This is a genomic window from Corynebacterium pollutisoli (assembly GCF_900177745.1).
Lineage (GTDB): Bacteria > Actinomycetota > Actinomycetes > Mycobacteriales > Mycobacteriaceae > Corynebacterium > Corynebacterium pollutisoli.
On the sequence record NZ_FXAR01000003.1, the window covers coordinates 49953 to 72520 of the forward strand.

The 22568-nt window shown below is 69.2% G+C and carries 15 protein-coding genes; 12 read left to right on the plus strand and 3 right to left on the minus strand.

The features are described from left to right. The first annotated feature begins 64 nt into the window (after positions 1-64). Positions 65-709 (plus strand): three-helix bundle dimerization domain-containing protein, encoded by a 645-nt coding sequence (locus tag B9Y70_RS05225; RefSeq protein ID WP_085549210.1) that lies wholly within the window; start codon positions 65-67, stop codon positions 707-709. Here B9Y70_RS05225 and B9Y70_RS05230 read toward each other — a convergent pair. After that, the gene (locus B9Y70_RS05230) at positions 706-2064 is read right to left on the minus strand and encodes a DUF5129 domain-containing protein (RefSeq protein ID WP_159449785.1); all 1359 of its coding nucleotides are present in this window, start codon (positions 2062-2064) and stop codon (positions 706-708) included. The two genes, B9Y70_RS05225 and B9Y70_RS05230, sit on opposite strands and share 4 nt — an antisense overlap. Before the next feature lie 76 nt (positions 2065-2140). On the opposite strand from B9Y70_RS05230, the gene B9Y70_RS05235 reads away from it, so the two are divergent. The 11 genes from B9Y70_RS05235 to B9Y70_RS05285 all read left to right on the plus strand — a co-directional run bounded on the left by B9Y70_RS05235 (position 2141) and on the right by B9Y70_RS05285 (position 20975). Beyond that, complete coding sequence (locus B9Y70_RS05235; RefSeq protein WP_085549211.1) at positions 2141-4102, plus strand: glycosyltransferase; 1962 nt, start codon at positions 2141-2143, stop codon at positions 4100-4102. Next, on the plus strand, positions 4099-4605 hold the full coding sequence (locus tag B9Y70_RS05240; RefSeq protein ID WP_085549212.1) for a phosphatase PAP2 family protein: 507 nt from the start codon (positions 4099-4101) through the stop codon (positions 4603-4605). The genes B9Y70_RS05235 and B9Y70_RS05240 overlap by 4 nt, the downstream gene beginning before the upstream one ends. After that, positions 4602-5597, plus strand: a complete 996-nt coding sequence (locus tag B9Y70_RS05245) for a decaprenyl-phosphate phosphoribosyltransferase (protein WP_085549213.1) — start codon at positions 4602-4604, stop codon at positions 5595-5597. The genes B9Y70_RS05240 and B9Y70_RS05245 overlap by 4 nt, the downstream gene beginning before the upstream one ends. 44 nt (positions 5598-5641) lie before the next feature. Continuing rightward, on the plus strand, positions 5642-7582 hold the full coding sequence (locus tag B9Y70_RS05250) for an arabinofuranosyltransferase AftB family protein (protein WP_085549214.1): 1941 nt from the start codon (positions 5642-5644) through the stop codon (positions 7580-7582). A gap of 161 nt (positions 7583-7743) precedes the next feature. Continuing rightward, positions 7744-8772 carry an alpha/beta hydrolase gene (locus B9Y70_RS05255; protein WP_085549215.1) on the plus strand — a complete coding sequence of 343 codons (1029 nt, stop codon included), beginning with the start codon at positions 7744-7746 and terminating at the stop codon, positions 8770-8772. A 280-nt stretch (positions 8773-9052) separates the two neighbouring features. Further along, positions 9053-10981 carry an alpha/beta hydrolase-fold protein gene (locus tag B9Y70_RS05260; protein ID WP_085549216.1) on the plus strand — a complete coding sequence of 643 codons (1929 nt, stop codon included), beginning with the start codon at positions 9053-9055 and terminating at the stop codon, positions 10979-10981. Between the two features lie 2 nt (positions 10982-10983). Then, positions 10984-11499 carry a hypothetical protein gene (locus tag B9Y70_RS05265; RefSeq protein WP_085549217.1) on the plus strand — a complete coding sequence of 172 codons (516 nt, stop codon included), beginning with the start codon at positions 10984-10986 and terminating at the stop codon, positions 11497-11499. A gap of 15 nt (positions 11500-11514) precedes the next feature. Further along, on the plus strand, positions 11515-12423 hold the full coding sequence (locus B9Y70_RS05270; RefSeq protein WP_085549218.1) for a cutinase family protein: 909 nt from the start codon (positions 11515-11517) through the stop codon (positions 12421-12423). A gap of 180 nt (positions 12424-12603) precedes the next feature. Continuing rightward, a complete protein-coding gene (locus tag B9Y70_RS05275; RefSeq protein WP_085549219.1) occupies positions 12604-14460 on the plus strand; it encodes a FadD32-like long-chain-fatty-acid--AMP ligase in 1857 nt (618 codons plus the stop codon). Positions 14461-14579: 119 nt separating this feature from the next. Then, positions 14580-19421, plus strand: coding sequence for a type I polyketide synthase (locus B9Y70_RS05280; RefSeq protein ID WP_085549220.1), 4842 nt, complete (start codon positions 14580-14582; stop codon positions 19419-19421). A 3-nt stretch (positions 19422-19424) separates the two neighbouring features. Beyond that, a complete protein-coding gene (locus tag B9Y70_RS05285) occupies positions 19425-20975 on the plus strand; it encodes an acyl-CoA carboxylase subunit beta (RefSeq protein ID WP_085549221.1) in 1551 nt (516 codons plus the stop codon). Between the two features lie 227 nt (positions 20976-21202). Here the strand turns inward: B9Y70_RS05285 and B9Y70_RS05290 are convergent, their stop codons facing one another. After that, a complete protein-coding gene (locus tag B9Y70_RS05290; protein ID WP_085549383.1) occupies positions 21203-21565 on the minus strand; it encodes a DUF3054 domain-containing protein in 363 nt (120 codons plus the stop codon). Between the two features lie 10 nt (positions 21566-21575). Further along, positions 21576-22568 carry a lysylphosphatidylglycerol synthase transmembrane domain-containing protein gene (locus tag B9Y70_RS05295; RefSeq protein ID WP_085549222.1) on the minus strand — a complete coding sequence of 331 codons (993 nt, stop codon included), beginning with the start codon at positions 22566-22568 and terminating at the stop codon, positions 21576-21578.

Genomic DNA, 22568 nt, shown 5'->3' on the forward strand with positions numbered 1-22568 from the left:
TGCATGTTTACTTTCTGTTCACCTAGGGTTAACGCTAGGTAAACAACAAGAAAGGGACTTCATTATGAACACCACCACCTTCCGCACCGTCCGCAAGGATCTCTACACCCGCTTCGGCCACCGCGCCGATTCCGCCGTCATCGACGAGATCCTCGACACCGTCATCGCCGAGCACACCGCCACCGCGCGCATCTCCGACTTCCTCCCCGTCCTCGTCCACCGCGAGGCGGCGGGCCGGATCGAGGATCACCTGTGGACCCACGGGGACGTCGGGACTCCGCGGAAGCGGATCCTCTTCGCCAGCCGCACCAACGCCGCCCGCGCCGTTCTGGCCGCCGCGCTGGCCCGCCGGGTGAGCGACAACGCGATCGTCGCCACCGTCGCCGCCACCCACCCGGAGAACCGCGAGGACGCCCTCATCGAGTGGGTCATGGACGAGCGGGGCCTGGCCGCCGACGGCGCGAAGTACAAGACTGAGCGTCGCCGCACCCTGGCCGCCGCCGACGTCGTCGTCTACCTCGACGCCGAGGAGCCGCACGACCTGCCCGGCCGCACCTTCGTCCAGTGGGACGTGCCCGCCACCGACGGCATGGGCATCGAGGGCATCCGCACCTTCGCCGACGACATGGAGGCCCGCGTCGTCGGCCTGCTCACCCGGCTCGACATCCCGGTGCGTTCCCGCGAGGACGCCCGCGAGCTGGCCGCCTAGTAACTGCTCGATCCGCCACCGCCGGAGAATCCTCCCGAGGAGTATCCGGTGGTGGCGCTGCTGCCCGCGGACTGCGCGGCCTCCACGTCCGCGGAGTGCCACGAGTACACCATCGCGTACGGGACGTAGTTGCCGGGACGCCACCCGGCGTCCCACAGGGCGGGGGCCCGCCGCCCGTCGTCGGAGACCTCCGCGGTCCCGGACTCCTCGTAGAGCTTCTCCTGCGCCGCCTCGACGAGCACGCGGTGGTCGGTGACCAGGTCCGCGAACTCGTCCATGAACTGCGGGGCGTCGAGGCGGGCGCGGAGGTCGAGGACGCGGGCGTCGAGAAGCTCGAGGCGATTCTTCAGATCCACATCGTCGATGTCCGTGATCGCGCGGAGGTTGTCCTCGTGCAGCTCCGTGAGCCCGCGGCGCCGGACGTCGGCGTCCCCGTGCTCCATGCGGGCCAGCTGCTCGATGTTCTCCTCCGCCGTGCGCAGGCGCGTGACCTGCTCATGTGCGGTGGCGATCGATGCCCGCCGCTCCCGGAACTCCTTGTCCGGGGAGTCGGCCGTGAGCCCCGCGAGCCGGTCGAACGTGTCGTTGAGACCGAGGAAACCGGTCTTGACCTCCTCCCACTGGCCTCGCAACGCATCGTTGGCCAGGGGAGAGGTGAGCGAATGCGCGCGCACGTCAATGGCCTGCAGCTCCCCGGCGACCCGGCCGTAGTCGCGCTGGACCACGTCGAACTGCTCGCGGGCGGTGGCCACCTGCCTGCGTCGCGAAGCAGCGGCGGCCGCCCCCACGAGCCCCAGGCCGAACGCCACACCGCCGCCGCCGACGGCCCAGCCCAGCCACGCGGGCGCATCGGAACTCTCCCGCACCGCCGTGGGGTCCGCCACGGCCTTCGTGCCCTCCAGCATGCCGGCGGCCAGGTTGCCGTCCCGCAGCGGCGGGCGCATGCGGTCGAGGATGCCGTCGAGGCGACCGTCGGCGTAGATGTCCGCGGCGTCGCACACGTCGTCCCCGCAGTACACGCCCATGCGCTGCGGGTCGCGGCCCACGGCGACGATGAGCGCACCCGGCGCCCACTTGTCACCCGCCTCCGAGATGAGGTCACGGCGCTCGTTCTCACCGAAGGAGCGGACCGTGTCGTTGAGGTTGTCGTCGTTGACCGGGAAGAGGACGTACGTGACGGCGGTGACCTCGGGCGGCAGATCGATGCCTGGGGTGCGGTCGCGGAGGAACTGCTCGTCGGCGTCGGACAGCTCGTCGGCGAGGTCGAGGACCTCGATGCGCTCCGCGGCGGAGGCGGCCGGCGTGAGCCCGAGCAGACCGATTCCGAGGACGAGGGCGGCGATGAGGGATCTCATGCCGTCAAGGATAAGCGCCGGCCGTCGGTGAGTGCGGCGCGATTTCCGGCCCGGGAGCACTACCCTTGTTCCGGAGATGAGTCGAAAGGCGGATTCACCCGACGTGAAGAACAACCCGAATGCCCCCGTGCGCGAAATGCTGCAGCGGATCCTGCTGCCGCGCAAGGGCGAGCCGCATGACGTACGCATGCTCTACCTCGTCGAGGCCGAGCAGAACAAGGAGCGCCTGACCTGGGAGGACCGGGTCACCGTCACGGTCCCCGCCGGTGCGGAGGCCTCTTTCCAGACCTACTTCAACGCGTTCCCCGCCAGCTACTGGCGCCGCTGGTCGCAGCTCGAGCACGTGCTGCTGCGCATGAATGTCGCCGGACAGGCCAGCATCGAGGTCTACCGTTCCAAGATCGACGGCACGCGCGTGGCCGTCGCCGGACAGCTCGTCACCGACGATGTGGCGGAATTCACCATCCCGCTCTCGCACTTCGAGGACGGCGGCTGGCTGTGGTTCGACGTCACCGCCGAGACCGAGACCACCCTCACCGAGGCCGGCTGGTACGCCGACCGGGAGCCCGGCCCGCAGATCATGCCGGACGGCACCGAGGTCGGCCCCTTCGACAAGCGCGTCACCGTCGGCATCCCGACGTTCAACCGCCCCGCCGATGCGGTCGCGGCACTGCAGGCCCTCGGCGAGGACCCGCTTGTCGACGCCGCCATCGACGCCGTCATCATGCCCGACCAGGGCACCCAGCACCCCGCCGACGAGCCCGGCTACGACGCGGCGGTCGCCCACTTCGGCGGGCGCTTCCACGAGTTCCGCCAGGGCAACCTCGGCGGCTCCGGCGGCTACTCCCGCATCATGTACGAGGCCCTCGGCGACGGCGCGGCCGGTGCGCCCGAGTCCCCGTTCATCCTCTACATGGACGACGACATCGCCATCGAGCCGGAGTCCATCCTCCGCTCCGTGCAGGTCGGCCGCTACGCCAAGTCCCCGATCATCGTCGGCGGACAGATGCTCAACCTGCAGGAACGCTCCCAGCTGCGCACCATGGGCGAGATCGTCCAGGGCCACGACTTCATGTGGGGCCCCGCCCCGCACTCCACCTACGACCACGACTTCGCCGAGTACCCCCTGGGTGACACCGGCGAGGAGACCCGCGACCTGCACCGCCGCATCGACGTCGACTACAACGGCTGGTGGATGTGCATGTTCCCGCGCGTGGTGAGCGAGCAGATCGGGCAGCCGCTGCCCCTGTTCATCAAGTGGGACGACACCGAGTACTCCCTGCGCGCCGGCAGGGCGGGCTTCCCGACGGTCACCTGGCCTGGCGTGGCCATCTGGCACATGGCGTGGGCCGACAAGGACGACGCCATCGACTGGCAGGCCTACTTCCACCTGCGCAACCGCCTCATCGTCGCCGCCCTCAACCACGACGGCCCCGTCGACGGCATCATCACCTCCCTGCGCAAGTCCACCTTCAAGCACCTCATGTGCATGGAGTACTCGACGCTGGCCATCCAGATCGAGTCGATGAAGGACTTCCTCGCCGGCCCGGACCACCTCTTCGACATCCTCGAGTCCTCCCTGCCGCGCATCGCCGAGATCCGGAAGAACTACTCCGACGCCGTCGTCCTCCCCTCCGCCTCCCAGCTGCCGCCGGCCTCCGGCGCACCGGGTGTGCCCACCGCGGACATCGGCGGTCGGCTGGCCAAGATCAAGAAGGTCGGCTGGCTGCTCAAGGGCCTCAAGCACTCCCTGGGCAAGGAGGACCCGCGCCACCACGAGACGCCGCAGGCCAACCTGTCCCCGGCCGAGGCCCGCTGGTTCTCGCTCTCGCGTCTCGACGGCGCGACCGTCACCACCGCCGGCAACAACGGCGTCGCCTACCGCAAGCGCGACCGCGAACTTGCCGAGCGCCTGCTCAAGGAGACCTGGGCCCTGCAGAAGGAGATCGCCGAGCGTTTCGACGACCTCCGCGACACCTACCGCGCCGCCCAGCCCGAGCTGGTCAGCCGTGAATCCTGGAAGAAGATCTTCGAATGAGCAACCGTGAAGTGGACCTGCTGGTCCGGGTCCAGGACGCGCTCGTCGATAAGCCGGGTGTGATTCCCACCGCAACGGCACTGTCCCATTTCGGTGAGCACGCCCTGGGATGGTTCGCGCTGTCCGGCGCGGGCGCGGTCGCCGACGAGCGGCGGCGCCGCCGGTGGCTGGCGCTGGGTGCCTCCGCCTTCACCGCGCACGCCGCATCCGTGGTGATCAAGCGCATCGTGCGCCGCACCCGCCCGCACGATCCGCGCATCCGCGTGGGCGTGGGCACCCCGTCCCGCCTGTCCTTCCCGTCCTCGCACGCGACGTCCACCACCGCCGCACTGGTCAGCCTGTCCGACCTCACGGGGTCGAAGGCCCCGCTGCTCGGCATTCCGGTGATGATGTTGTCGCGTATGGTTCTGGGGGTGCATTACCCGACCGACACCCTGGCCGGCGCCGTCCTGGGAGCCACGACGGCCAAGGTCATCACCGCAATCGAGAGGAAGAGCGCGTGACCGAGTCTCACCCGGTTGAGGAGAAGACCGGCATCTTCTACCCGGAGCCGCACACCGAGGGCATCGACAACACCCGCAAGCGACGCCCCCCGAAGAACCTCCCCGACGCCATGATCAAGGCGCTGCGCCCCAAGCAGTGGGTGAAGAACGTCCTCGTCGTCGCCGCCCCCGCGGCCGCCGGCGCCGAGGCGCTCACCGACGGGCGCACGCTTCTCGACGTCCTCCTCGCCTTCATCGTCTTCTGCCTCGCTGCCTCGTCGATCTACCTGGTCAACGACGCCCGCGACGTCGAGGCCGACCAGCAGCACCCGACCAAGCGCTTCCGCCCCATCGCCTCCGGCATGCTGCCGGTGGGCCTGGCGTACGCCATGGCCGTGGGGCTCATCATCGCGGCCGTCGGCCTGTCCTTCCTGGCCTCCTCCGGCTGGGGACTCGCCGCGGTGGTGGCCGTGTACATCGCCCTGCAGCTGGGCTACTGCTTCGGCTGGAAGCACCTGCCGGTGATCGACATCGCGCTCGTCTCCTCCGGCTTCATGCTCCGCGCCATGGCCGGTGGTGTCGCCGCGGGCATCGACCTCTCCCAGTGGTTCCTCCTCGTCGCCGCCTTCGGGTCGCTGTTCATGGCCTCCGGCAAGCGATACGCGGAGCTGCAGCTCGCCGAGCGCACCGGCAAGAAGATCCGCCGCTCCCTGCAGGGCTATACCGCCACCTACCTGCGCTTCGTGTGGACCCTGGCCGCCACCGCCGTCGTCATGAGCTACGCGCTGTGGGGCTTCCAGCTCTCCAACTCCGTCGAGGGTATGGCCGGCGTCTGGTACCAGGTCTCCATGGTGCCGTTCACCATCGCCATCCTGCGCTACGCGGCCGACGTCGACCGCGGCGCCGGTGGTGCCCCGGATGAGATGGCCCTGTCCGACCGCGTGCTGCAGCTGCTGGCCGTGCTGTGGATCCTGTGCATCGTCATGGCCGTGTACCTCGTGCCGATGATGTAGTCGGTCCCCGGACCCCTCCCGTCCCCCTGCTACCATCTGCACCCATGACCACAGCTGCCGGGGTGTCCGGTCAACCAGCACGAACCCGCCCCACCCTCACGCTGTGGAGCGGTGTCGGGGCCGCGCTGCTGCTGGCCGTCCTCGCCTTCATCGGCGGGTGGCGGCGGCGCTGGATGAGCGATGACGGCCTCATCGTGCTGCGCACCGTCCGCAACCTGCTGGCGGGCAACGGCCCCGTGTTCAACGCCGGGGAGCGCGTCGAGGCGAACACCTCCACGTTGTGGCAGTACCTCATCTACCTGGTGGCACTGGTGAGTGACGCCCGGCTGGAGGTCATCGCCACGTGGCTGGCGCTCATCTTCACCACCCTCGCCCTCGGCATCGGTGCCTGGGGCACCGCGCTGCTGTACCGGCGGCGTGCCACCCTCCTGCTCATCCCGGCGGGTGGCCTCGTCTACCTGGCCCTGCCGCCGGCGCGGGACTTCGCCACCTCGGGCCTGGAGTGGGGGCTCAGCCTCCTGTGGATCTCCGGCCTGTGGTGGCTGCTGGTCAGCTGGGCGCAGCGCGAACCCCGCGTCGGAAAGCACTCCACCGGGCCGGCCCCCGACCGCATCACATACGTCCTGGCCTTCTGGGCCGGCATCTCCTGGCTGGTGCGCCCCGAGCTGGCGCTCTACGGCGGCCTGGCCGGGCTGCTCCTGCTCGTCGCGGCGACGTCGTGGCGGCAGCGGGCGCTCATCCTGGCGGTGGCGCTGCCGGTCCCGGCGGGTTACCAGATCTTCCGCATGGGCTACTACGGGCTGCTCACCCCGCACACGGCCGTCGCCAAGTCGGCGGGCGACGCGGAGTGGGCCTCGGGCTGGAACTACGTGCAGGACCTGGCGGACCCGTACCTCCTGTGGCTGGCGCTGGCGCTGCTCGTCGCCCTGGGCGCCGTGACGCTGTGGCGCGTGTCCGCGTCCGCCCCCGAACGGGTCACCGGCCGGGCGCGCCTGCGCACCCCGGTGGCGGTGACCACCCTCATCCTCGTGGCCGGCACGATCCACGTGCTCTACGTCCTGCGCGTGGGCGGTGACTTCATGCACGGCCGCATGCTGCTGCTGCCGCTGTTCGCCCTGCTGCTGCCCGTGGCGCTGGTGCCCCTGTCGGACCTGCGCAACACCTCGATGCGCTGGGACGCGATCACGGCGGTGGGCCTGGCGGCGGTGTGCTGGTGGTCCGTGAGCACGACGCTCACCGGGCACCCCATCGACTGGGAGACCGATTACGAGGAGCTGGGGATCGTCGACGAGCGCGACTTCTGGACCTACGCCACGTTCCGCGACCAGAACGACCCCCCGATGTTCGCCACGGACTTCCTCACCGCCAAGGCCATGAACCACTACCCGGAGGTCATGGAGCAGGCGATGGAGGAGGACGCCGGCCTCATGACGATGTTCCTCCTCAACGAGGAGGAGTTCTCCTGGACCACCGCGCCGCGCATCCCGCGCGAATTCACCGACGGTGACCCCACCGGGCTCGTCGGCCAGCCGCCCACGGTCTTCCACATCAACCTGGGCATGACGAGCATGAACGCCCCGCTGGAGATGCGCGTGCTCGACACCGTCGGTCTGACGACCCCGCTGGCCGCCCGCCAGCCGCGTGACCCGGACGCCCGCGTCGGCCACGACAAGTGGCTGCCGTTCTCCTGGCAGGCCGCCGACACTTCCCTGCACCTGGATTTCCTGCCCCCGTGGTACGACCCGGAGGAGACCGGCCGGGCCCGGGAGGCCCTGCAGACCCCGGCGCTGGCGGCGCTCATGGCCTCCTACCGGGAGCCGATGAGCATGGACCGCTTCCTGCGCAACATCCGCTTCGCGCTCACCGACGGCCGGACCCTGGAGTTCAGCCTCGATCCGGAGGAGGTTCTCGCGGAGTTCGGGCCGCCCACCCCCGGAATTAGGTTGGCATGGGAAAACGACATTTCCCCCGAAGTCCCCAGGTAGCATCGCAGAACGTCACAGACCTATAACGAAACAATGAGCTTTTCGTTACCTTTTGCTCTAGAGTGTCACGGGCAGGGACAGTTTCCACGGCTGCGCGGTTCGTAACGAACTGGCGGGCGCGGTCGATAGTCCCGTCGAAGTACGCCAAGCCGAGGAGAAATATGTCCGTCATCACCGGAGCCCGCAGCGTGAGCAGGAAGATCGTTGCGGTGGTCACCGCCATCGCCACCGCGCTGGCCATCATGGTCGCAGGTGGCACCGGCGTCGCGAACGCCGACAACCGTGGGTGGCTGCGCCCTGACGCCACCGGTCACTGCGAGTGGGATGCCGTCGCCTACTGGGTCCAGCGCTGCGACGTCTGGTCCCCGTCCACCGGTGCCAACATCACCGTGCAGGTGCAGCCTGCCGGTCGTGGTGGCAACGCAGGCTTCTACCTGCTGGACGGCCTGCGCGCCACCAACCACGCCAACGCCTGGACCGTGGACGTCAATGCCCCGGAACTCTACGCCGACTCCAACATCACCCTCGTGATGCCGGTCGGTGGCGCAGCCTCGTTCTACGCGGACTGGGACCACCCGGCCACGTACGACCTGAACAACCCGGTCACCTACCAGTGGGAGACCTTCCTCACCTCTGAGCTGCCGGCCTACCTGCAGCAGCACTTCGGTGTCGCGCCGGACAACAACTCCATCGCCGGCCTGTCCATGGGTGGCACCGCCGCCCTCAACCTGGCCGCCAAGCACCCGGGTCAGTTCCGCCAGGCCCTGTCCTGGTCCGGCTACCTCACCCAGACCATGCCGGGTATGCAGACCCTCATGCGTGTCGCACTGCTCGACGCCGGTGGCTTCAACATCAACGCGATGTACGGCACCGTCGTCAGCCCGCGCCGTTTCGAGAACGACCCGTTCCTCAACATGGACGGCCTGCGCGGTAAGGACGTCTACATCTCCGCCGCCACCGGCATCCCCGGCCCGGAGGACGCCAACTACCCGGCGAACCTCAAGCTCTCCGGTGCGCCGCTGGAGATGCTGGCCCGCGTGTCCACCCACCTGTGGGAGGGTAAGGCCCGCGCCACCGGTATCAACGTCACCGCTGACTACCCGATGACCGGCATCCACAACTGGACCCAGTTCGGGCACCAGCTGCACGAGACCAAGCCGCGCGTCCTCGACGTGATGAACGCCTGGTAACAGCGCGGCAGCGAGAACCCCGGAAGGTCATCTTCCGGGGTTTTTCCATTCTCCTCGGCGTGCCGTACGCTGAAGTCTCAAGTTCAACTTAAACTTGAGCACGACCAGAGGGGCCCCACAGCCCCACGGCGAGAACTACTGAACACACCATGCACCGGCGGGCGACGTCGGGTACGGGTGGGCGTCGACAAGCGCATCCCGGGGGAGGGGAACCCCCGGGCACCACCCGGCCCCCGCGCACGCCGGGGTACACGACCGCGAACCCACAAGGATCCACACCATGCGCGACACCGCATCCCGTTCCCCGCAGCGCCGGCGCCCCTGGCTCGCCGCTGTCGTTGTCCCGACCACGCTGGCCCTCGGCCTGGCCGTCGCCCCCGCAGCACACGCTCAGGGCGCCCTGCCGGGCAGCAGCGACCTCTCCGACTCGTTCCGCCCCACCGACCCGCCGCAGCGCACCCCGATCAACACGACCTACCCGGACATTGCCAACCTGCCGGCCGGCGTCGAGGTCCAGCGCGTCGAGTGGATCACCAACCGTCGTGTCGCCCTGTTCATCAGCTCCGCCGCCATGCCCGACGAGCTCATCCAGGTCCAGATCCTCCTGGCCCGCGACTGGCACTCGAGCCCGAACCGCACCTTCGCCGAGGTGTGGGCCCTCGACGGCCTGCGCGCCCGCGACGACGACTCCGGCTGGACCATCGAGACCAACATCGAGCAGTTCTATGCCGACAAGAACGTCAACGTCATCCTGCCCATCGGCGGCGAGTCCTCCTTCTACGCCGACTGGCAGCAGCCCGACAACGGCAAGCACTACAAGTGGGAGAGCTTCCTCATGCAGGAGCTCGTCCCGATCCTCGACCAGGGCTTCCGCTCCAACAAGGACCGCGCCATCGTCGGCCTGTCCATGGGCGGCACCGCCGCGATGAACCTCGCGCAGCGCAACCCGCACATCTTCGACTTCGTCGGCTCCTTCTCCGGTTACCTCGACACCACCTCCACCGGCATGCCGCAGGCCATCCTCGCCGCCCAGCGCGACGCCGGCGGTTACGACGGCACCAAGATGTGGGGCCAGCCCGGCCACCAGGACTGGATCGACCACGACCCCAAGCTCGGCATCGAGGCCCTGCAGGACATGAAGGTCTACGTCTCCGCCGGCTCCGGCCGCGACGACTTCGGCCAGCCGAACTCCGTCGCCACCGGCCCCGCCAACGCCGCCGGCGTCGGCCTCGAGATCCTCTCCCGCATGTCCTCGGAGACCTTCGTCCGCCACGCCCGCGCCCAAGGCGTCGAGCCGGTCGTCCACTTCCGTCCCTCCGGCGTCCACGCCTGGCCCTACTGGCAGTTCGAGATGTCCCAGGCCTGGCCGCACATGGCCAACGCCATGGGCCTGTCCGCCGAGGACCGCGGCCCCGACTGTGTCGCCGTCGGCGCCATCGCCGAGGCCACCAAGGCCGGCCAGATCGGCTCGTGCATCAACAACGAGTACCCCGTCGAGGACGGCATGCGCCAGGACTTCCGCAACGGCGTCGCCTACTGGTCCCCGGACACCGGTGCCCACGCCCTCTTCGGCCGCATCAACGCCCGCTACCACCACATCGGCGGGCCCGCCTCCTGGCTCGGCTTCCCGACGACCGGTGAGCAGGCCACCCCGGACGGCGACGGCCGCTACGTCCACTTCGAGAACGGCTCCATCTACTGGACCCACGCCACCGGCGCCTGGGAGGTCCCGCAGAAGGCCAAGGACGCCTGGTCCCGCAGCGGCTGGGAGCGCGGACCGCTCGGCTTCCCGACCTCCGCACCGCAGGACGTCGACGGCGGCCAGGTCCAGGAGTTCCAGGGCGGCGTCATCGTCACCCCGGACAACGGCGACGCCCAGGTCGTCTACGGTGCCATCGGCGCCAAGTACAAGGAGCTCGGCAACGTCACCTCCGAGCTCGGCTTCCCCAAGGGTCCCGAGAAGTCCATCGCCGGTGGTGCCTTCCAGGAGTTCGACAACGGCAACATCTACTGGTCCGTCTCCACCGGCGCGCATTACATCAAGTACGGTGCGATCTTCGACCACTGGGGCCGGGACCGATGGGAACAGGGTAAGTTCGGCTACCCGACCGCTGACCACGCAACCATCCCGGCCGGAGGCGAGATCGTCGAGTTCCGCAACGGCACCATCCGCCAGGTCAACGGCATTATCCAGGAGGAGACCAACTGATTATGCGCACCCGGCTGCTCGCCGCCGTCATGGCCGGCGCTCTGACCCTCACCGCCTGCGGCGACGCCACCGTCGACAACGACGCCGCCACCCCGACCTCGGTCGCCCCTCTCGAGCGTGCCCCGAAGAAGAGCACCTCGGCGCAGGAGACCGCAGCCTCCGAGACCTCGGAAGAGGAAGAGGAGGAGACGGCCGCCCGGCGCCCCCGCCCGGCGGAGCCGCAGCCGCAGGACCAGGCGGCCCGGGAGGTCGATGAGGTCCCCGAGGCCGCCCTCCCGCGGACCCCGGAGGATGTCCACTACCTCGGTGAGATCAGCGACGCCGACATCAACATCGACGGCGTCGAGGACCAGCTCATCGGCACCGCGTCCACCGTCTGCGGTGGCGACGAGAGTGAGCTCAACCGGGCCACCCTCCCCGCCGTCGCGGGCCAGCTCATCGAGCAGGGCCGCACGGACAAGTCCGTCGAGGAGGTCGTCGAGATCATCGAGACCGCCGCGACCGACGCCTACTGCTAGCCGGAAGTTCCACACATGCGCAAGATCCTCACCATCCTGGCGGTCCTGATTCTGGTGCTGCTCGTCGGCGTGGGAACCTTCCGGTTCCTGCAGTCCGGCGAGGACGTACCACTGCCGCCGGGGGTGCCCGAGCCCACCGAACTGCTCCAGCCGGAGTGGTGCCCCGACGTGGAGGTCATCGCCGCGCCGGGAACCTGGGAGTCGGCCGCCGGTGACGATCCGATCCACCCGACCGCCAACGAGTGGAGCTTCATGCTCTCGATCACCCGTCCCCTGCAGGAGCGTTTCCCCGCGGAGGACGTCAAGGTGTGGACCCTGCCGTACACGGCACAGTTCCGCTCCATCCAGGCGCAGCACGAGATGACCTACGACGATTCGCGCCAGGAGGGGCAGTCGGTGCTGGAGACCGAACTGGTCACCATGCACGACGAGTGCCCGTACACCGACTACATCCTCGCGGGATTCTCGCAGGGTGCGGTCATCCTCGGAGACGTCGCCCACCAGATCGGTCAGGGCAACGGTGTGGTGCCGGCCGACCGCATCAGGGGTGTCGCCCTGATCGCGGACGGTCGCAGGGAACCTGGTGTGGGCCAGGTTCCCGGCACCCAGGTCTCCGGCGTCGGCGCCGAGGTCGCACTCCAGCCGCTCAATCTGCTGGTCCAGCCGATCGTGCCCGGTGCCACCATGCGCGGACCGCGCGTCGGTGGTTTCGGTGAACTGCACGACCGCGTGTGGGACATCTGCGCCCCCAACGACAGCATCTGCGACGCCCCGCGGCAGATCGGCAACGCACTCGAGCGGGCCCAGGCCCTGGCCGCCGCGAACGGCGTCCACGCCCTCTACGCCAGCAACCCGGACGTCATCCCCGGGACAACCGCGAACGCCTGGGTCGTGGAGTGGGCGACCGACCTCATCAACAGATGATCCCGTGCCCCGGGAACGGGGGTGTCCGGGTACCCTGTTTGGTAACGGAAACATCACAAACCGGGACTAACAAGACGTGTGCCTGCTCTGTTAGGTTGGCACGAAGAGATTAGCGTAAACAAACTTTCGACCCCGGACACACCAGTCCACGGGTGCACCACGTAGACCACGAGGAGAAGCATGGACCTGCAAGCGGCGATGAGCCAGTTCTTCAACGACAAGGGCGAGATCGTCCTGGCACCTCAGCTGACCCTCGCGGGTCTGGCCGAGCTCATGTACCAGGGTGACCTGCAGCTCGGTGGCGGCGAACGACAGTGCCTGCGCTTCTGGGACTTCTCCGAATCCCGCGAGGGCACCCCGGTCGACTTCACCCGCACGGAGATCAACACCCGCATCAAGGCCGTCGCCGCCCGCCTGCAGCAGGTGGGCAAGATCGGCGACCGCGTCGCCATCATGGCCAACAACTCCCCGGAGTACATCTTCGGCTTCATCGGCGCCCTCTACGCGGGCATGACCCCGGTGCCGCTCTACGACCCCTCCGAGCCGGGCCACGCGGACCACCTCAAGGCCGTCTTCGCCGACTGCGAGCCCTCCTTCGTGCTCACCAACTCCGGTTCCGCCGCGGCCGTGCGCGAGCACTTCGCGGAGGTTCCCTCCCGCGAGCGTCCCCGTATCCTGTCCGTGGACTCCCTGCCGGACACCCTCGCGTCCTCCTACATGAACCCGATGATGACCCTGCAGGGTCAGCAGCTCATGGCCTCCATGTCGACCATGCCGGTCGACCAGCCGGCCTTCCTGCAGTACACCTCCGGTTCCACCCGCGTCCCGGCCGGCGTGCAGCTGACCAACCGCTCCATCCTCACCAACGTGCTGCAGATCTTCACCGCGGCCCGTCTGCGCATGCCGCTGCGCCTGGTGACCTGGCTGCCGCTGCACCATGACATGGGCATCATCCTCGCCCTGTTCGTCACCATCCTCGGCCTGCCGAACGAGATCATGGCCCCGCGTGACTTCATCCAGCAGCCGAAGCGCTGGGTCGAGCAGCTCAACCGCCGCGATTCCGACGAGGGCATCTCCGTCTACACCGTCATCCCGAACTTCGCCCTCGAGCTGGCCGCCCGTTACGGTAAGCCGCAGGACGACGAGACCCTCGACCTCTCCGCCATCGACGGCATCATCATCGGCTCCGAGCCGGTCACCGAGAAGGCGCTGGACACCTTCAAGGAGACCTTCACCGAGTACGGTCTGAGCACCGACGCACTGCGCCCCTCCTATGGCCTGGCCGAGGCCTCCCTGCTGGTCACCACCCCGCAGACCAAGGAGCGTCCGGTCATCTCCCACTTCAACCGCGAGAAGCTGGCCGAGGGCGTCGTCGAGTTCGTCGAGAAGGGCTCCGAGCTGGCCGTCGCCTTCGCCTCCAACGGCCAGGTGGTCAAGCCGCAGAACCTCACCATCGTCGACCCGGAGACCCGCGCCGAGCTGCCCGACGGCCAGATCGGTGAGCTGTGGGTCAAGGGTGACAACCTCGCCGCCGGCTACCTGGGCCGCGAGGAGGAGACCGCCGAGACCTTCGCGAACACCCTGGGTGAGCGTCTGCCGGAGTCGCGCGTCGACGCCGACACCCCGGACGAGGGCTGGCTGGCCACCGGTGACCTCGGTGCCATCGTCGACGGCGAGACCTACATCACCGGCCGCCTCAAGGACCTCATCGTCATCGCGGGCCGCAACCACTACCCGCAGGACATCGAGTTCACCGTCATGAACGCCTCCGACCACGTCCGCCCGGACTCGGTCGCCGCGTTCTCCGTCATGGCTGACAACACGGAGGAGCTCGTGCTGGTCATCGAGCGCGACGACAAGGCCGACGAGTCCGGCGACGCCGCCGCCGTCGAGAAGATCCGTGCCGCCGTCACCGCCGCGCACGGCGTCACCCCGGCGGACATCCGCTTCCTCGGCCCGAACGAGATCCAGCGTTCCACCGCGGGTAAGATCGCGCGCCGTGTGATCCAGAAGGCCTACCTCGCCGAGCAGGCCTAGACCGTTCCCGCCGGGGAGCACCCAGATGTAACGGAAAGGTTCGCACAGTCGATAGAGTCCCGTACTGATCGACACCATTGACAGTGTCGGGCCAACGCAGGAAAAGGAATACCGCATCAATGAGTGAGAGCCAGACACCCGCGACGATGACCGTCGAGCAGCTGCGCGGGTGGCTCCGCGACTGGGTGGTGAACGTCACCGGGCTCACCCCGGAGGAGGTCACCGACACCAAGCCGATGGAGAACTTCGGCCTCTCCTCCCGCGACGCGGTCGTCCTGTCCGGCGAGCTGGAGAACCTCCTCGGCGTGCAGCTCGACGCCACCATCGCGTACGAGTACCCGACGATCCAGGCCCTGGCCCAGCGCCTGGTCGACGGTGAGCCCGCCTCCCGCGAGCGCACCCGTCCCCGCGTCCGCCACACCGGCGGCGGCGAGCAGACCCCCGGTACCCACGACATCGCGATCGTCGGCATGGCCGGGCGTTTCCCCGGCGCCGGGAACCTGTCGGACTACTGGTCCATGCTCGTCGAGGGCCGGGACGGCACGGGAGAGCTGCCCATCGGCCGCTGGTCCGAGTACGCCTCCGAGGAGGTCATGTCCTCCAAGATGGCGGAGCAGCCGCTCACCGGCGGTTACCTGCCGGACCTGGCGAACTTCGACGCCGAGTTCTTCGGACTCTCGCCGCTCGAGGCCGCCAACATGGACCCGCAGCAGCGCATCATGCTCGAGGTGACCTGGGAGGCCCTGGAGAACGCGCACATCGCCCCCAACACCCTGCGCGGTGAGTCCGTGGGCGTGTACCTCGGTTCCTCCAACAACGACTACGGCATGCTCATCACCGCCGACCCGGCGGAGGCGCACCCGTACGCGCTGACCGGCACGGCCAGCTCGATCATCCCGAACCGCATCTCCTACGCCTTCGACTTCCGCGGCCCGTCCGTCAGCGTCGACACCGCGTGCTCCTCCTCCCTCGTGGCCGTCCACCAGGCCGTGCGTTCCCTGCGCGACGGGGACTCCGACGTGGCGATCGCCGGCGGCGTCAACATCCTGGCGTCCCCGTTCGTCACCACCGCCTTCGGTGAGCTGGGCGTGCTCAGCCCGACCGGCCACATCCACGCCTTCTCCGATGACGCCGACGGTTTCATCCGTTCCGACGGCGCCGGCGTCGTCGTGCTCAAGCGCGTCGCCGATGCGCTGGCCGACGGTGACACGGTCCTAGCCGTCATCAAGGGTTCCGCCGTCAACTCCGACGGCCACTCGAATGGCCTCACCGCCCCCAACCCGGACGCCCAGATCGACGTCCTGGCCCGTGCCTATGCCGACGCCGGCGTGGACCCGACCGAGGTCGACTACGTCGAGGCCCACGGCACCGGCACCATTCTCGGTGACCCGATCGAGGCCACCGCGCTCGGCGCCGTCCTCGGCGAGGGCCGCGAGATGTCCCGCCCGACGCTGCTGGGCTCCGTGAAGTCCAACATCGGCCACTCCGAGTCGGCGGCCGGTGCCGCCGGCCTCATCAAGGTTGTCCAGGCGATCGGCGAGGGTGTCATCCCGCCGTCCCTGCACTACGCCGCCCCCAACCGCTACATCGACTTCGACGCCGAGCGCCTCGAGGTCGTCGAGGATCCCCGCGAGTGGCCCGAGTACTCCGGCCGCAAGGTCGCCGGTGTCTCCGGCTTCGGCTTCGGCGGCACCAACGCGCACGTCGTCGTCAGCTCCTTCGACCCGGCCGACTACGAGCCGGCCCCCGCAGCGGAGGCGCAGCTGCCCGGTGAGGGCGCGCTGCTCCCGGTGAGCGGCTTGCTGCCGTCGCGTCGTCGGCAGGCGGCCGCCGACCTGGCCGACTTCCTCGCGGAGCGTGCCGACACCGACCTCGTCCCCGTCGCCCGTTCCCTGGCCGGCCGTAACCACGGCCGCTCCCGCGCCGTCGTCACCGCGACCACCGTGGAGGAGGCCGTCAAGCGCCTGCGCCAGGTCGCCGAGGGCAAGGTGTCCGTCGGCATCACCGCCGCCGACTCCCCGGCCGCCGTCGGACCCGTCTTCGTGTACTCCGGTTTCGGCTCTCAGCACCGTCTCATGGTCAAGGAGCTCGTCGCCGCGTCGCCGATGTTCCGCGCCCGCCTGGAGGAGCTCGACGAGCGCGTCCAGTTCGAGTCCGGCTGGTCGATCCTCGAACTCGTCGGCGATGATGAGCAGACCTACGACACCGAGACCGCACAGGTGGCCATCACCGCCATCCAGATCGCCCTGACCGACCTGCTCGCCGCCTTCGGCGCGCGGCCGGCCGCCGTCATGGGCATGTCCATGGGCGAGATCGCCGCCGCCTACGCCGCCGGTGGTCTCACCGCCGACGACGCCATGCAGATCGCCTGCCACCGCGCCCGCCTCATGGGCGAGGGCGAGAAGTCCCTGCCCGAGGACCAGCTCGGCGCCATGGCCGTCGTCGAGCTGTCCACCGAGGCGCTCGTCGAGCTCAACGCCGAGGAGGCGTACGCGAACATCGAGCCGGCCGTTTACGCCGGTCCTGGTATGACCACCGTGGGTGGGCCGCGTGAGCAGGTGACCGCGCTCGTCGAGAAGCTCGAGGGCGAGGGCAAGTTCGCCCGCCTACTCAACGTCAAGGGCGCGGGCCACACCTCGGCCGTCGAGCCGCTGCTCGGCGAGCTCGGATTCGAGACCGCCGGCATCACCGCACAGCCGCTGCACACCCCGCTCATCAGCTCCGTCGACCGGGGCGTCATCCACCAGCCGGGGGAGACCGTCCACGACACCGACTACTGGCTGCGCATGACCCGTCAGGCCGTCTACTTCCAGGACGCCACCGAGCAGGCCTTCGCCAACGGGCACACCACCCTCGTGGAGATCGCCCCGAACCCCGTCGCGATCATGGGCATGATGAACACCGCGTTCAGCGTCGGCAAGCCGGACGCCCAGCTGCTGTTCGCCCTCAAGCGCAAGGTGAGCGAGATCGAGTCCCTGCGCGACCTGCTGGCCAAGCTCTACGCCGCGGGTGCCCCGATCGACTTCTCCCTCGTGTACGGCCCGGGCGAGGTGCTGCCGGCCCCGTCCATCACGTGGAAGCACCAGCGCTACTGGACCAACGCCCGCCCCGCCAGCCACCGCGCCGCGGACCTGCCGGGCCAGCGCGTCACCCTGCCCAACGGCATGGTCGCCTTCTCGACGACCGCCGACCAGGTCCCCTCCGCACTGTCGCTGCTGGAGCGTGCCGCCGAGACCGTCCAGCCGGGCGCCCAGCTCGTCGCCGCCGAGGAGCACCAGATGCTGCCGGTCAACGGTGAGATCACCACCGTGGTCCACCGCAACATCGGCGGCCTCACCATCACCGTCCACGGGGTCACCGAGGCCGGCACCACCACGCTGCTCGCCGAGGGCTTCGCCACCGCCCTGGCGCTCGGTGCCCCCGCCGCCGTGCCGGGCGTGCAGAACCCGCAGCCCGTCGCCGAGGAGGGCCCGGGTTACGCCCCGCTGTCCGACCCGATCGAGGTGGAGGAGGTCCGCTGGGACCCCGCGTCCGGCGAGTCCGTCGAGGACCGTCTCCGCGCCATCGTCTCCGAGTCCATGGGCTACGACGTCGACGACCTGCCGCGCGAGCTGCCGCTCATCGACCTCGGCCTCGACTCCCTCATGGGCATGCGCATCAAGAACCGCGTGGAGAATGACTTCCAGATTCCGCCGCTGCAGGTCCAGGCGCTGCGCGACGCCTCCGTCGCCGACGTCGTCCGCATCGTCGAGGAGGCCGTCGCCGCGAAGCAGGGGAACGGCACCCCGCTCATCGAGCCGGTCATGTCCGTCGACGCCGTCGAGGAGGCGGAGACCGACGTCCGCGAGGACACCGAGCTGCCCGACCTGCCGGAGAAGAAGGAGGGAGTCGGCGTCGCCCCGCGTGACGCCGCCGAGCGCATGGTGTTCGGCACCTGGGCGACCATCACCGGGAAGGCCCCGGCGGGTGTGACCAGCACGCTGCCGGAGATCACGGAGGACGTCGCGAAGCAGATCGCGGAGCGGCTCTCCGACCGCGTCGGCGTGGAGATCGACCCGGCCGTCGTCACCGACGCCGCGACCCTCGAGCCGCTGGCCAACGTCGTCCGCGACGTCCTGGAGACCGAGGTCGAGGGCAACATCCGCGTGCTGCGCGCCCGCCCCGAGGGTTCCACGAAGCCGAGCGTGTTCATGTTCCACCCGGCCGGTGGCTCCTCCGTGGTGTTCCTGCCGCTGGCCCGCCGCCTGCCGGAGGACATCCCGGTGTACGGTGTCGAGCGCCTCGAGGGCACCCTCGAGGAGCGCGCCGCCGCCTACATCGACGAGATCCGCGAGTACTCCGACGGCCGCCCCGTCGTCCTCGGCGGCTGGTCCTTCGGCGGTGCCCTCGCCTACGAGGTCGCCTCCCAGCTCAAGGACACCGACGTCGAGGTCGCGTACATCGCCCTGCTCGACACGGTGCAACCCTCCGAGCCGATCCCGGACACCATGGAGGAGACCAAGGCCCGCTGGGAGCGCTACAGCGAGTTCGCCAAGCGCACCTACGGCCTGGATTTCCCGGTGCCCTTCGAGCTGCTGGAGACCGCCGGCGAGGAGGCCATGCTCGGCATGCTCGAGCAGTTCCTGGCCACGACCGACGCCTCCGAGCACGGCCTCGCCGCCGGTGTCCTCGAGCACCAGCGCGCCAGCTTCGTGGACAACCGCATCCTCGACAAGCTCGACTTCGCCCGCTGGGCCGAGGTGCAGCTGCCGGTGCTGCTCTTCCGTGCGGAGGGCATGCACGAGGGCGCCATCGAGCTGGAGCCGCGCTACGCCCACATTGACCCCGACGGTGGCTGGTCGGCTATCGTTGACGACCTTGACATCGTCCAGCTCAAGGGCGATCACCTCGCCGTGCCCGACGAGCCCGCCATCGGCGTCATCGGTGCGCACATGGCCAAGCGGATTGATGAACTGGAGTGATCTGTGACTGACACGTCCACCGCCGACAAACTTGCGGATCTGCGGGCGCGCCTCGACCGGGCCCGCGATCCGGGCAGCGAGCGTGCCCGCGCCAAGCGCGACGAGGCCGGTCAGACGACCCCGCGTGAGCGCATCGCCGCGCTTCTCGACGAAGGCTCCTTCGTTGAGATCGGCGCCCTGGCCAAGACCCCCGGCGTCGCGGACGCCGTCTACTCCGACGGTGTCGTCACCGGCTACGGGCGTATCGACGGCCGCCCGGTGTGCATCTACGCCCACGACAAGACCGTCTACGGCGGTTCCGTCGGCGAGACCTTCGGCCGCAAGGTCGTCGAGGTCATGGAGATGGCCATCAAGATAGGCTGCCCGATCATCGGCATCCAGGACTCCGGTGGCGCCCGCATCCAGGACGCCGTGACGTCCCTGGCCATGTACTCGGAGATCTCCCGCCGCCAGCTGCCGCTGTCCGGCCGCAGCCCGCAGATCTCCATCATGCTGGGCAAGTCCGCCGGTGGCGCCGTGTACGCCCCGGTGACCACCGACTTCGTCATCGCTGTCGAGGGCCAGACCGAGATGTACGTCACCGGCCCAGCCGTCATCCGCGAGGTCACGGGCGAGGACGTCACGTCCGCCGAGCTCGGTGGCGCGCGTCAGCAGGAGCTCAACGGCAACATCTCCGCGGTGCTGCCCAGCGAGGAGGAGGCCTTCGACTTCGTCCGCGACCTGCTCGACCACCTGCCGCTGACCTGCCACGACCCGGCCCCGGTCTTCGCCGCCCCCTCCGACGAGGAGGTCGCCGAGGCCCCGGAGCTGGACCTGTTCATGCCGGACGACTCCAACGCGGGTTACGACATGTCGGATCTGCTGCCGCTGCTCGGTGACGACGAGAACCTCGTGGAGATCCAGGCGAACTACGCCCCGAACCTCATCACCGCCTTCGGGCGTATCGACGGTCGCGCTGTTGGTTTCGTGGCCAACAACCCCATGCACTTCGCGGGGTGTATCGACGCCGACGCCGCCGACAAGGGCGCGCGTTTCATCCGCATCTGCGACGCCTACAACATCCCGCTGGTGTTCGTCGTGGACACCCCGGGCTACCTGCCGGGCGTGGAGCAGGAGAAGGCCGGCCTCATCCACCGCGGCGCCAAGCTGGCCTTCGCACTGGTGGAGGCGACCGTCCCGAAGATCACCCTCATCGTGCGCAAGGCCTACGGCGGCGCGTACGCGGTCATGGGGTCGAAGAACCTCACCGGTGACATCAACCTGGCGTGGCCGACCGCCCAGATCGCGGTCATGGGCTCCGCGGCGGCCGTCGTGATGATCCAGGGCAAGCAGCTCGCCGCCGCCCCGCCGGAGCAGCGCGAGTACCTGAAGAAGATCTTCATGGACTTCTACGACGAGAACATGACCAGCCCCTACGTGGCCGCCGAGCGTGGTTACCTCGACGCGATGATCCAGCCGCGCGACACCCGCCTGGCGCTGCGTCAGGCCGTCCGCCAGCTGGAGACGAAGGTCGAGGAGGACCTGCCGAAGAAGCACACCATCATGCCGATGTAGATTTCTCCGCCGGTTATGTAACGAATCGGTCACTGTGAGACGATGTACTGGTTGTACCTGCTCACCGACCGCACAAGGAGATTTTCCCATGCTGAGCATCGCTGCAGACCTCGTCACCGACATCATCGGTCTCATCGTCATGATCGCCAACCAGCTGATCCACTCCATCCAGGCTTAAGGCCTCGGCGACAACCGCCTCCCCACCATCCGGTGGGAAGGCGGTTTTTTCATGCCTTTCGCCAGTGCACCACCGCGCGCCAGCCGAGCAGCAGCAGGCCCGACATGATCGTCGCGACGAGGATGAAGGACCAGTGCGGGATGTCGCCGTTGCGGAACGCCCAGATGCCCAGGCCGACGACGACGGTGACCGCCCACGTCATGAGGCCGGCGGGGAAGACCCGGTGCCCGTCGAGGTGCATGCCGGCGATGAGTGCCCAGGACACCAGCACGCCGAGGAGGAACGGCCACCACGTCGACAGCCACCCCATGACGTTGAGCGGCATGTCATCGGTCTGGTGGGCGATGCGGGCGAAGAGGGCGAAGAGGGCGATGGCGACGACGTCGGCAAGCAGAGCGGTGGACCTGTTCATGCCCTCCACCCTAATCCCCGGCCCGGACTCCCTGGCGCGCGTAGTACAGGAAGTAGATCACCCAGCCGACGGCGGTGATCAGGGCGAAGGAGACGAGGCGGTAGACCAGCGCGGCACCGGTGGCGTCGACGGCGGTCATGCCCGCGGCGACGAGGGTGGCGATGATCGCCGCCTCCACGGTGCCCAGCCCGCCCGGGGTGACCTGGGCGGAGCCGGCGATCTTCGCCGTGGTGTAGGCGAGCAGCACCCCGGCCACCGCCGGGGCGGACCCGGTCACCGCCCAGACGCAGAGGAACAGGGTGAGCACGTCGAAGGCCCGGTTGAGCAGGGACCAGCCGGCCACGAGGGCGAAGCGTCCGCGGCTGAGACGTACGGATTCCAGCTGGTGGATCTGCGTCACCGCGCCCTCGAGCCCGGAGTCCGGGGCGCGGCGCAGCACCCGGTTGACCCGCGGCAGCAGCGCCCGGGCCCATCGCTCGAGGGTCGCGGGGTGGTTGGCCGCCCACCACACCGCCCACGACAGGCCGGTCATCACCAGCAGGGTGAGCAGCAGCGACCACACGTTGACGTCGGCGCCGAGGAAGAACACGCCGGCCACGCCGATGACCACCAGCCACATCGTCGACACCGCGGAGCTGAGCACGAAGAACCAGCCGCACAGCAGGCGGCTCGCCCCCCAGGAGCGCTGCACCCGGTAGGTGAGCACCGCTGAGAACGCCGGACCGCCCGGCAGGGACGTCGACCAGGAGTTGGAGGCCAGGGTGATGGCGGTGGTGTCGCGGAGGCGGGCGCGGGTGCCGCCGGCGTCGAGAAGCAGGCGCATGACCTCCGCCATCGCCACGATCGACGCGGTGGCGGCGAGCACCGCGGCGAACACGCCCCACGGGGACGCGTCGCGCAGGCGGCGGACGCCGTCGCCAATGAACGGCATCTGGTCCCGGAAGGCCAGGCCCAGGACGACGAGGACGACCAGCGGTGCGAGCCACCGCACCCAGCGCCACAC